The sequence below is a fragment of the Candidatus Magnetobacterium casense genome (genome assembly GCF_019173545.1).
Taxonomy (GTDB): Bacteria; Nitrospirota; Thermodesulfovibrionia; order Thermodesulfovibrionales; family Magnetobacteriaceae; genus Magnetobacterium; species Magnetobacterium cryptolimnobacter.
This window is the reverse complement of sequence record NZ_JABXWD010000083.1, coordinates 1-11,626: the sequence shown is the minus strand read 5'-3', so window position 1 is coordinate 11,626 and position 11,626 is coordinate 1. Positions and strand designations below refer to the sequence as shown.

14 protein-coding genes are annotated in these 11,626 nt (G+C 48.7%); 8 read left to right on the top strand and 6 right to left on the bottom strand.

Annotation, left to right across the window (positions count from 1 at the left end; genetic code table 11):
- Positions 1-13 precede the first annotated feature (13 nt).
- The 8 genes from HWQ67_RS06440 (at position 14) to HWQ67_RS06405 (ending at position 8,854) form a co-directional block, all read left to right on the top strand.
- Positions 14-3,193 (top strand): hypothetical protein, encoded by a 3,180-nt coding sequence (locus HWQ67_RS06440; RefSeq protein ID WP_218251851.1) that lies wholly within the window; start codon positions 14-16, stop codon positions 3,191-3,193.
- Between the two features lie 240 nt (positions 3,194-3,433).
- Entirely contained in the window at positions 3,434-4,129 is a 696-nt protein-coding gene (locus HWQ67_RS06435) for a hypothetical protein (RefSeq protein ID WP_218251850.1), read from the top strand.
- Positions 4,130-4,336: 207 nt separating this feature from the next.
- Complete coding sequence (locus HWQ67_RS06430; RefSeq protein WP_218251849.1) at positions 4,337-5,374, top strand: hypothetical protein; 1,038 nt, start codon at positions 4,337-4,339, stop codon at positions 5,372-5,374.
- Positions 5,375-5,395: 21 nt separating this feature from the next.
- Positions 5,396-5,680 carry a hypothetical protein gene (locus HWQ67_RS06425; RefSeq protein ID WP_218251848.1) on the top strand — a complete coding sequence of 95 codons (285 nt, stop codon included), beginning with the start codon at positions 5,396-5,398 and terminating at the stop codon, positions 5,678-5,680.
- Between the two features lie 76 nt (positions 5,681-5,756).
- Entirely contained in the window at positions 5,757-6,212 is a 456-nt protein-coding gene (locus HWQ67_RS06420; protein WP_218251847.1) for a DUF5658 family protein, read from the top strand.
- Positions 6,209-6,373, top strand: coding sequence for a hypothetical protein (locus HWQ67_RS06415; RefSeq protein ID WP_218251846.1), 165 nt, complete (start codon positions 6,209-6,211; stop codon positions 6,371-6,373). The genes HWQ67_RS06420 and HWQ67_RS06415 overlap by 4 nt, the downstream gene beginning before the upstream one ends.
- Positions 6,370-8,454 carry a hypothetical protein gene (locus tag HWQ67_RS06410; RefSeq protein WP_218251845.1) on the top strand — a complete coding sequence of 695 codons (2,085 nt, stop codon included), beginning with the start codon at positions 6,370-6,372 and terminating at the stop codon, positions 8,452-8,454. The genes HWQ67_RS06415 and HWQ67_RS06410 overlap by 4 nt, the downstream gene beginning before the upstream one ends.
- A 13-nt stretch (positions 8,455-8,467) precedes the next feature.
- Positions 8,468-8,854, top strand: coding sequence for a hypothetical protein (locus tag HWQ67_RS06405; protein ID WP_218251844.1), 387 nt, complete (start codon positions 8,468-8,470; stop codon positions 8,852-8,854).
- Positions 8,855-8,861: 7 nt separating this feature from the next.
- Here HWQ67_RS06405 and HWQ67_RS06400 read toward each other — a convergent pair whose 3' ends face one another.
- The 6 genes from HWQ67_RS06400 to HWQ67_RS06375 all read right to left on the bottom strand — a co-directional run.
- Positions 8,862-9,332, bottom strand: coding sequence for a hypothetical protein (locus HWQ67_RS06400; RefSeq protein ID WP_218251843.1), 471 nt, complete (start codon positions 9,330-9,332; stop codon positions 8,862-8,864).
- Between the two features lie 174 nt (positions 9,333-9,506).
- Positions 9,507-9,656 carry a hypothetical protein gene (locus HWQ67_RS06395; protein WP_218251842.1) on the bottom strand — a complete coding sequence of 50 codons (150 nt, stop codon included), beginning with the start codon at positions 9,654-9,656 and terminating at the stop codon, positions 9,507-9,509.
- A 430-nt stretch (positions 9,657-10,086) separates the two neighbouring features.
- Positions 10,087-10,509, bottom strand: a complete 423-nt coding sequence (locus HWQ67_RS06390; protein WP_218251841.1) for a hypothetical protein — start codon at positions 10,507-10,509, stop codon at positions 10,087-10,089.
- A gap of 181 nt (positions 10,510-10,690) precedes the next feature.
- Positions 10,691-11,080: a hypothetical protein gene (locus tag HWQ67_RS06385; RefSeq protein ID WP_218251840.1), complete on the bottom strand. Its 390-nt coding sequence runs from the start codon at positions 11,078-11,080 to the stop codon at positions 10,691-10,693.
- Positions 11,077-11,223: a hypothetical protein gene (locus HWQ67_RS06380; protein WP_218251839.1), complete on the bottom strand. Its 147-nt coding sequence runs from the start codon at positions 11,221-11,223 to the stop codon at positions 11,077-11,079. Before HWQ67_RS06380 ends, HWQ67_RS06385 begins: the two co-directional genes overlap by 4 nt.
- Positions 11,224-11,403: 180 nt before the next feature.
- On the bottom strand, positions 11,404-11,626 hold a 223-nt coding region (locus tag HWQ67_RS06375; protein WP_218251838.1), incomplete at its 5' end, for a hypothetical protein.

The window sequence follows — 11,626 nt, the reverse complement described above, 5'->3', positions numbered from 1 at the left end:
ATATAATACAGAGATGGAAAGTCTCAGTGCCAAGGTAAAGTTGTATAACACTGACCTGGATAAATTCAACAAGAGGTGGGAAAGCAATATCACCGCAGAAGGTTTTGAAGGTGGGCCGCTGGAGTATATGCAATATGTTAATGAGGGTAAGGCACTAGAGAAGCGTTCCGATGCTTTAGATATAGAGTTGAACAAAAAGGAAAGTGAAGGCACAAGGATAGTCAACCGCTATTTTGTGGAAGTCAAGGATGGACTGGTACCCAAGAGCGAGTTCAATAAACTAAGCAAGGATAACCAATCTCTACTGATGAAAGTGGGGATGGTGGAGTTCACCCGAAAGCAGGAGAGGCTTATAGCGATACAGGAAAAGTTCCTGAAGGACTTTGAGGTTGAGCCTGGAAAGTACGATGTTTACAAGTTGGCTGAGTATTTCAAGAGCAAATCTACCTCCAAAACCGATGAGGGGCAGCAAGCCTACATTATTGCTGGCATGACAATATACGGGCTTGGGGATGACGCTAAGGAAGCTGCCGAATGGGTAACAGCCACACCTCTACAGAAGTTTGACATAATGAAGAAATCCGGAGACTTGAAGGAAAACGACTTCTTTGCTGGGGTAGACGAGAAAACCGGAGCGATAAAATACATAACCCTGACTGACAAGCAGACAAAGCTTTATAAAGAGCAGAATCTTGACAAAGCTACGCCAGATGAAAAGATAGGCTCCCTTAAAATGGCAAGGGACATAGGATTCATTGACCCAGCAGTGGTAAAAGGGCTTCCGTATGGGCTTGGGGAGAAAGGCAGCGCATATTCAAAGGAGCGCCAGGACGCTGTAAACAAATACTGGGCTTCTCTGCCTCAAGAAACACGCAATGCAGTCGTGGCCTCAGTAGCAACATGGCAGGCAGGCCAGCCAGGGACACTAGAAACATTAAAGGGAACAGGGTATATCATAGCTGGTCAGATTCCAGTTGTAGGAACCGCCCTGAACTGGAATAGGATGAGCACTGGCTGGAAGGTTGGCAGCGTTGTGCTGGATGTCCTTTGCATAGCTTCATTCCTCCCAGCCAAGACATCGTTTGGAGGGAACATCTTCAAGTTGAAGTTCAATCCATCAACAGAGTTCAAAACTGCTGTGTCAACTGCTAAGGATGCTGGTAAGGCATTTGGGAAGGCGCAAGAGGCCACAAATGCCCTAAGCACCATGCAAAAACTAAACCTGCTGAGAAGCACTGGCGTTAAGCCAAATATAGCCACGCTGAACAAATTCAGGGGCTATGTCCATGAGGCAGTAATTGCCTCGGCCAAAGCGGACCAGAGGTTTGTAGATGCGCTGGGTTCGGTGCGTAATCTGGATAAGACAGATGTAATATGGTTAGAGCGATATTCAAAAATGAAGGGCTTATCGGATGCCATAACTGATGTGGGTAAATACAGCACAAAGCTGGAAAAGGATTGGGCTAAATTCAGAGGCAAGTGGGGAACTGGCGCAAGCAGTAAGTTTGGCAGCGAAGGAATGACTGGTCAGTTGAAGCTTACCCAGCAGGCACAGCAGCAGTATCTCAGAGACTACCAGGCAGTTGTTAGGACACGACAGAAGCTCATGGAAGCCATGAAGAAGGTTAGCCAGTCCACTAGGGAAGGCGCTAGGAAGAACCCAGCCCTGATGAGAGCCGAGGAGAAGTTGCCCCGGTGGTCAGAACAGGGTAGGGGCTGGAGAAAAGGGCCACAACCTTTTGAACCAAGGCAGGTATCACGCCTCGAACCTAAGCTAAAGAAGCTATTGGGGGAGTCTAACAAGCTCAAGCAGGCCATAGGGAAAGTAGAAAGGTTTGACCCTGAGATTGCCGCGGGATTACGAGCTAAACTAGCCAGAATACTCCACGATGCTGATAATCTCAGGGGGCCGCAACTGGATTACTGGACTGGTCGCATATCGAGGATGAAAGTGCCATCTGACCCTGGGGCTACAGCTAGAGCCGTAGAGAAATTCTTGAAGGACATGGACAATAGTATAGCCAAATCCATAGATGATGATTTTAATGCACTACTCAAAGATGCAAAGGCAGCGGCAGATAAACAAGAGGACTATCTAAGGTGGAAAGGGAAAGACATTGCAGAGGGCAAGCCTTGGGAGATGCCATCTGGAAGCAAAGTTAAAACAGCAGTGGCAGAAAAGGTGGCAGAGCGTACCAAAGTAGCTGAAAAGGTATCTGGGGGTAAGGGTGCAAAATCAAGGGCAGCAGCAGTTGAAACAAAGAAATCCACGGCGCTCAAGACAGAGGAAAAGGTAGCTACAAAAGAGAAGGCAGCGACAGAGAAAGTTATAGAGGCGGCGAAAGAGGAAGGCGAGAGCAAGTTTGGTATGAAACCAAAACCTAAAGATGGCTATAAAGGCAAGCAAAGAGAAATACCCAGTGAGGTATATGGCAGGATGACGGCTGCCCAGATTGCTAAATACTATGGCAATCAAGCTGTTACTGAGGCTATAGGAACGCCCATAACCCGGACACTCACTAGTAGCCAGATGCGTACAGCAGAGCAGGCAAACCAAGCCTACCAGCAATCCCTAACGACAGGGCTAGATGCTGCAACCAAGGCTTTCATAGAGGAGATGAGCAAAACCCAGGATAGGGTGAAGGCATCCAATATGGCTGACGCGGCAGCAAAGGACGCGGTAGATGCAGAGACAAAGACACTAACCAACACAAAGGTTAAAACCGCTGTGGAGACAGCTACACTCACGGCAATCAAGAGAATGCTAATCAACCAGGAAAAGATAAATATACGCAAATTTGAAAAAGAAAAGCTGATAAAGCAGAAGATAAAACTACTCCCTGGCGGTGGCACTGACCTTGAAATCAAAGAGGTTCGCGGCGTACCACCTAACCCCGGCGTTATCAGTTGGGATGCTGGGGTTGTCAAAGTCCTGGTAAAGCCGCCTTACCGAGAAGGAACCGAGGACATAGACTACGACAGGCTGAAAGTGGCAAGAAAGGGCAAAGGCTCCCAGGAGTCCACGCTTAAAGTCACAGGCGGCAAGGCACCCCAGCTACTCGTGCTGGGTAGGGGCTTTGACCGGATAAACGTGATAAAAGGCAAGCGGATGACTCACCGCAGGGTAAGAGGTCCAGGGATCATAGACCGCCAGGGCAGGATACACAGGCAAAGAAGGGGGAGTGTAATCTAATGTTAGAAAAACTTACCTACCGACTAACACAAATAGGAGCAAGCATACCCCTGATGTGGTATACAGAACTTCTGGGGAATACACCTAAAGCTGGTTTTCACTACTATATTGGCGAGTATTTAATGGGTGCAGCAGGTTTTCTACTTCTTCTATACGCACTATTTGGTTTAGGCTATGACCTCTTGAGGTATATCAACACTCAGAAACGAGGCAGCGTTATCTAGTAAGGAGGGTACTCAGATGGAAACTAAAAAAACAAACGGCGAAGGCAAGGCAAACATGGGGCTGATCGTGGTTGCGGTGCTACTGGCAATTATATTCTTTGCCATGATGCCAGTTATGCTGACGAGCGTTAGCAGCTCGTTTAACGCTGGCTCTGCTGTCTCCATGCTTGAGGACAGGGGATACTTCGTGGCTACCGCAGACGAGTACAGCGACCTTATGACGCTGCTACAGTCCGTTGATACCAAGGCAGACGCGGCAGTAGCCAATGCTGAGGCAGCGGCAACAGCCGCCCAGGACACCCTCGATACCCTATTACTACATAACGAAAACGAGATATTCCTGTATCCGGGTAACGTATCCTCGACTGTCACCCTTACCGCTGGAGTGGGAGTCAATACATTCGGAGCCTGGGCAGAGATTACAGGCAGTGACGCAATCACGCTATCTTCTTGTTTTACTGCCAATAGCGGGTACATAAGGGAGATAATGACCCACAACTACAGCGCGGCAGACAAAATGTATATCATCGAGCTCTCTTATGGTGCGGCCAAGACGATTATCGGCCGAGTAAAAGTAAGAAGCGACTGGACTTATGTAATGCCGCTTAGTTCTGCGCCGATAACCCCGGCGGGCGAGACAGTATATTACCGCATGAAAAGCGAAACTAGCGAGGCAACTTTGCAGGCAGACTTCAGGTACTACTATGACTAGGGGGCAAGTATGGCAAGGCAGCGCAAAATCATAGTCCATGGTAACGGTTGCCGCCAGGTGCTACACCGCACCAAAACAGGGCGCCGGTATGTGATGAAAAGGGCAAAAGGCGGGGGAACTAGAAGGCATTACCTGTAGAAAGGCTCAGAATCGAATTGTCATTGACAAGAGAGGAAGGCATCATAAGCAAAGGAGTGGTACGGTAATTTGACTAAACTTCTAAGGCTTCTGGCGGTTCTAGGAGTGCTGGGGTTGGCACTTGCGCCCCTCGTTGCCCACGCTGACCTCACGCCGCCGGACACCACCGAGTTAGAGGATGCGCGAATCTGGAAGCACATGCTAGAGCCTGACGATGTGCTGATGGTGGTTAGGTATAACGCCCACTATGGCAACATGACCGACCAGCCATACCAGCCTATCACGGACACGTTCTATTTCACCTATGGCAACTCAACAGGCACCATCCTGGGGAATGAAACAGCCTACCCATTCTTCAACCTGGGTTACGTCAAGGGGCTTGTGGCCTTCTACTGGGACGCTGACGACCCCTTAAAGCCTGCCTGGGGGGATTTAGGCAACGTAACCATGCAGGGGACCGCCCTTTATGGCGGGAGCCCTCCATCCGATGTACTGACGCTGACCGCTGACGATTGGAACAGCGCCACACAACCGTCAAGTTTAAGAGAAGATTTGCGACAATGGCTGCTTAATGCCCTCATCTTCCTGGAGCTTGACTGGAATAACTGGGCGGTGGACCAGGGCTACACGGACAGGCAGGTTACGCTTACCGTTGTGGGCGATGGTTATGGCTATGCCAGCCCCCAGGGTGAAGCCTACCTGGGGCTAACCATAGATGGCATTACAGATATGGTGCCTTTGCTGTTCCTGACTCAAACAGGACAGCCTACGCACACAGACGAGGAGTGGACGCTCGCCCAGCAGAACATATTTGAGCAGCTACACGCCGGAGATGTCGTGGGCAACGCTACAGAGACACTGGGAACCCTCATGGGCGGTATCAGCGGCATTTGGGCGGTTACGATGGTTGTCATGGCCGGGTGCTTGGGCATTATCATCGTCTGCACCGCGTTCTGGGGCAGGTTGAATAATGGGCTCTTGATAGCCTACACGGTTATCCTGATAGCAACCCCGGAGGGACTGTTTCAAATGGGCTTGATGGCCTTATTTGCCATGATAGCTGTGCTGTACCTGGCTGATATATTCCTGAGTAAGAGGCAGGCATAAAAGAAAGGAGGTAAAGTAAATATGAAGAAAAAACTAGTTAGACTTATTGGGCAATTCGGGGTTAGGGCAGAGAAGCATACTACAATCTACGGTGCTTATGCAACTCTAGTCGGTATACTATCCGCAGGTTTAATATGGACTTATCTGGATTTGCCTACATATGGGTTCTTTGAGTGTTTTCAGTCTTGGCGTGGCATTTTATGGGCGTTAGCCGCCGCTGGATTAGCCTCTTTCTTTATTGTGTTCCTAATTATACTTGTACCAGTTTCTCTATATATTTCTGGGCAGTTAAAGAGACAGGCATGATTGAGTTCGGGATACCCTTGCTTATGGTTGCGAGCATACTCTTGTATGTGTTCGCCCCAAGCCAGTACGACTTGGTTTGGATGCTGGTAGGGTGCCCGGCAGTAGGGTTATTTATATTCATGGGAGCGATGAGGTGGACGTCAAAGTCAAAGACAAGAAGCCAAAGGGCAAAGTGAAGGCGTGGCTAGAACGCCAGAAGGTAGCAGTTAAAGTCTGGCTGTACCGCCGCGCTTTGCTCGCTGGGCTAGGCTTTGTGGGCCTGAACGCGGTTGACGGCTATTTGACGAACTATGCCACCCATCTCGCCAGTTCCAGCGGGGTTATGCGAGCCGTAGAAGCAAACCCGTTCCTGGCACCTATCGCGGGGCACTGGGCGCTATCGTTCAAGGGTGTGCTGGGCTTGGTTGTAATAGGTGGCTTGGCATGGTGGAAGAAGTCGAGCCCCCAAACCCTATTTTTGATGATTATGGGCGGGTGTGTGATATTCCTGGGAGTTGTGATATGGAACCTGTGCCGGCTGGGGATGCTATGATGGAGAACGTGCACAAACTCAAGGGGCAACCAAAGCCCACCTGCCTCATACATAAGAGGTTCAACAGGTGGTGTAGCCAGGGTTGCCCCTTCACCGCCTACTGCGTGATGCTGGTGATGCCTGAGTTTGAAAGGAAGCGGGCAAGGGAGGACTCAAAGTGAAGAAGAAGCTGCTCTATCTAGCCCTGTTAGCTAGTGTGGTGGTGGGCTTGCTGCCTGTGGGGGTGTGGTCACAAGAAATAATACACAATGGCATGACTACTAGTTCATGGCAAAACCCGAACCAACGTAAAACATTGGAAGCCGAGGGACTATTATGGGTATTTTATGCTGATTCTGGTATCAAGTATGAGTATTCAGATGATAATGGTACAACTTGGAGTGGGCAACAGGGCATTGTAAGTTCTGGCACAGAAGGCTTAAATATTTATTATGACGGCATATCATTTTACCTTGCAACAAGAGGTGGAGGCACTATCTACTTCCACAAGGGGCATTTACACGGTAATGGAACTATTGACTTTGACCACGCTGAAGTAACGGCTGTAACTGGTAGTCTTGATGGCACTAATAACGGCTTTGGTCTTGCCGTTGATTCAGGTGGGCATCCTTGGATTGGCTATCTTACAAGTGGGTTGGATGGTTATGTTTCAAGGTCGTCTGAAACAGATGGAGGCTGGACGAATGATGTAGGATTTCCATACTCCTTTTCGAGCTACAATGGCATGACCTCCTTTAGTATCTTGCCATTACCCTCTGACGAGCGTGTTATAGTAATCGGGTATGTATATCAACATACACTGGTCGCAAGGCGTTGGACTGGTGCAGCATGGGGCGCTGAGCAAGAGTTAGCATCAAATCACTGCATGGGCTTTGGTAGTGCTGTACTTTATGGTGATTATGCTGAAGTCGTATATCTTGAGGAAACAACAAATGATTTACTTTTCACTACGTTCTCATATAGTAGCCAGTCATGGGGGAGTGTAGCTGAGATATATGCTGCTGCTTCTGCAACCTCCTACCCTGTCATAACACTTGACGATTCAAATGACCGTTGGGTTTTTTGGGCAAATGACCCTTCAAGCAATCACGTTTACACCATGAAGTATGACCGAAGCGAAGATGCATGGAGTACCGAACAGGACTTATGCACAGATGCTAACACAATCCCAAATGGCCTCTATATCAATACACCTAGATACTCTCCTCGTGATAATCTCGGCGTGTATTGGCTCAGTGGGGCAAGTAGTAATATCGTAATGTATAAATCTCTCGGCGAGCAATTTCATGTTGATACGGATGAGGCAACCAGTATCACCGAAACTGAAGCCACCCTTAACGGCGAGATTGTAAGCATTGGCTGGGGCACTCCTATTGAACGTGGTTTTTATTGGGACACCACGCCCTCACTCGGCAATTCTACAGGAACGCTGCAACTATGGTATGAGACAGGCAGCTTCGGTACAGGGGTTTTCTCCCACACCGTAAGCGATTTGGAGGAAGGCGAGAGTTATTATTGTATTGCCTATGCCACTAACGCTGAAACTGTGTGGGGTGAATGGGTTGAAGTAGTGGCTGGCGGCACCGATGGATGGGCTGTACTCACACTGCCACCTGACCCAGTGGGCGACTTTGAGGCAACATTTTGGGGCAACATCACTGAGGTTGCAGGCACCTATGCTACGGTGAGGGGCTTTGAGTGGGGCTATACCGCTACTCCTACATGGTCATGGGAGGCTACAGGCAACTTCACCGTGGGCACCTATAGCCATGAGATAACCACCTTGGAGGCTGACACCATCTACTACGTGAGGGCTGTTGCTGGGAACGCTACTACACACGATCATGGGCAGTGGATAGGATTTATCACGCAGCAGCCCAGCTATCAAGATGAGGAAAACCCACCCGGTGACGATACAGGGCTGACGCCGCCTATCCCAAGCGAGCCTGGGGGATGGATACGACCACCGAAGGACTGGGGAAATATAGGCTTACCAGGTGCCCAGATACCCCTTACGTTCTTCGTCTGGATTCTTTTGACCGGGTTTGTAGTCCTGGTAGGCTTCGGGATAACCAAGTTCACGCGTTCGTTGGCTGTGCTGTTCATGGTGCTGGGGTTCATTTTAGGGATATTCTCGTTCTGGCCTAAAGGGGGATACCTAGACTGGTGGATAATGCTGCCCTATTTCCTAGTAGGCTGGGCGTTGCTAAGTAGGCAGAAGGACTCGCCCATAAGCGAGTAGGAGGGGAGGTAAGATGTTTTTCGGACCCGGTTATATCCAACGCTGCATGTTTGCCTTTGTGCTGCTGACTATCCTATCCCTTATCCTGGAGGGTGCCTGGCTGGGGAACACTGACTATGGCACGATGCGGACACTTACCCACTTCTCCTCTTATGGACCTGGAATATGGGCTTTCCCCATGATGGCTGTAGGCTTCCTTATGGCTATCCCCCAGATGCTAGTCTGGGACTACTCGTGGTTTGCCAGTATTGGAGCTATAGGCGGGGTGTTCCGGCTTCTGCTATCCGTAGTCATATCCATAGGCTTCGTCTGGGGCTTTGCAACCATGATCTGGCCGATAGTGGCACAACTCGGGGCTGCTATAGCGAGAGGGTTGCTGGGGTTACTGAGCAGGATTTAGAGAGGCTTCAGGAATAAGGTTGAGCTTTATAGCCCTCCCATATTATTGCAATATCCTCTATGGTGAAAACTCTACCATATACCCGATATTTATCACCGATGTTTAAGGTATTCATTATTTTGTCCTCATAATACGAAGGGTCCACGAAGATCAGCCCCTTGTCGGTTGTATTAAATATATTTATACCATGTGCCTCATAGGATTTTAGGAAAACTATCCCAGCTCGTATACCTTTTTGCTCCGCCTCGTTATGCAGTTGCTCTACATAGTAGCCACAGGTATAAAGTAGCCCTTCGGGATGGCCAGCCCAGCCGAAGGTATTTATAGAATCTCGCTGAGGCCTAGTTTCAGTAAGGAACACCATTAAAGTTTGGTAGCTTACATCTTCGGCTGATTTATTGTCTTCCAAAATAAGGGGGGCCTCTTTTACTACTTGTGATCCTGCTACCCAGTCGGGAGAAGATTCAACCGTTTTCATTATGCGTTGCCCTTGATAGAATACCTCGCCTTCTGCTGGTTCATTGGGGGATGAGGACGGACTTGTCAGGGGATATTCAGAGGGATTAGATGAGCCACAACTTAAATTTAGGATACTTGTCAGGGTTAAAGTGAGGATAAAGCAAAATATTTTCATACTGTTAGATGTACTGAACTAGAACTGGACTTGTATCAGTGCCGCCATGCTCATCAGGGCAAAGGCGCCTATAACCTCGGGGAGTCCAAAGCCATCATCAGTCTTGGCTTCTTTGTTCACAGGCTCAGGTTCGTTGCCTATGCCCAGCTCGAGGCGCAAGCTTTCCATCTGCCCTGAGCACCTATCCAACTCTGAAGAAGTCATGCGGTGCTTCCGGCCTCGGTTCTGGGCGCGGGAGTTACGGCCTCGGGTCATACTCGCCTCGTTTTTATTAGAATAGTAGTGGCAAAGACACAAAGAGTTAGGTAAATAAATGCCAATATACAACTAGCGATAAAGAACCCCCAGCTCGTAGGGGGTACGGATACATATTTGGCAGCCATACCAGTCCCTACACAAATACAGATACATGCAATCCACATACCAACCAAGGTTACGCCCCCGTACACATTCCCTACCTTTGCCATTTTCTCCCCTCCTGCAAGTATTCTTTTACTAGTGTGAACAAACCCAGTAAACATAGGCAACCTATCGCTGCTGCAGGTATTATCCACCCCCAAGAAGGACCCCATGTATATCCAGAGAACATCACAACCTCCTAAAACACCTCATTGACGTACCACTTCTTACCATCAGGATTAACCAGCTTTAACGTCTTAGCGCAATGCTCGGTGTTCACGTAACCGCCCTGTGTGAAAACCATGTCATACGTTACCTGAACCCGGGCTGCAGCACCCTCCTGTAAGATAAGCATACCCTTAAAATTCTGAATGTCAAGTTTATCCATTTTAGAGAATGTGTTGGCAAGCCGCGTAGCCATTATCTGCCCAGGGATAGGGGTAAAATAGGCTACCACCTTTTCGGGATTCATTGCTTCCATAGCCATCACCGCGCCCTTGGCTGTATTTACAGGGCTATTTTGGCTGCCCATGCCTGTTTGCATCTTCCCCAGGCACCAGTTGCCGACAAGTAAAAGTACCACGATAACGGCTCCGATAACTACAACTCGTCTTATAGTCATGGCTTACTCCTCTTTGGTCTTTGAATACCTTGTTTGATCGCTTCTGTAAGTGCTGTAGCAACAACCCATCCAATTAAAGCGGCTGCGTAATGAATACACAAATGTTGTCGTTTAGCAAGAAAAAAGTTACATTTCTGCTTAATACAATCCGCTTTAATCAGGGGGCAATACTGGCTTTTCCTCATGCCTTCCCCCTCTTTAATTCAAACAGCTTAAATGTTTTGTGCGATATTTTGCTTTGTATCCCCGGGCGATGCACTTTTGCCTTTCTGATTTCAATCCTTGCCTCATCCCCCCATTCAGGATAAAGGCTTAGAAGGTACTCGCCTACCTCATCCTCAGTTTTACCAAACACAAAATGAATATTAGGATGATCCCAGTCGCCACCCCAGGGCGCAATCAAACCCATATATAAATACCAATCACCAACCTTCAGGTAATACTCGTCTATTTCGTGTAACTCTTCTGGGCGATAAACTTGCTCAAACTGAACCGTAGATAAAAGCTGAATCAGTGGCGGGCCAGCCTGGGTAGGGTCAAACTGGTTGGTGTGTTTCTTGATAACCTTCATGCCTTCCCCCTGCTCTGTTGATACCGCACTAGATAACCACCCGCGAAGCCCACCAGCAGCGCGATAAGCAAACCAGCGTTCCCAGTAAACCACAGGATGATAGCCAGCACCACAAAGCCACCAAAACCGATGAGGTATTTCATGGTTTCGCCTTCCTTCTTCGCTCCAATGTTATTTCCCCGAGTAGTTTACCCAGATAATAGGACAATACAAATTGCATGGGAATTAGGTAAACTAGCAGGCCAACCAATATCCACTTGGGTATTACAACATCTTCGAGCAACCAACTCATGCCCTTACCCCTTTCCGTAAATTTGACAGCCTTAAAATGTCGCGTACCAACTGCTCGCAATTTTTTGAGCAGTACACCCCTGGCTCAACCAGTTTTCCGCAAATGCAACGCTTCTGTGCTGTTTTAGTGACCATGTTTCTCCTTTTGTAATTTTGCTTCCTGCAACCTCTTTGAGACTAGCCCGGGGCTCAAACCTAATTTTCGGGCTGTCCCCCTGACACTGTTTATATTGGCAAGGAAATTGGTCGCCCGCG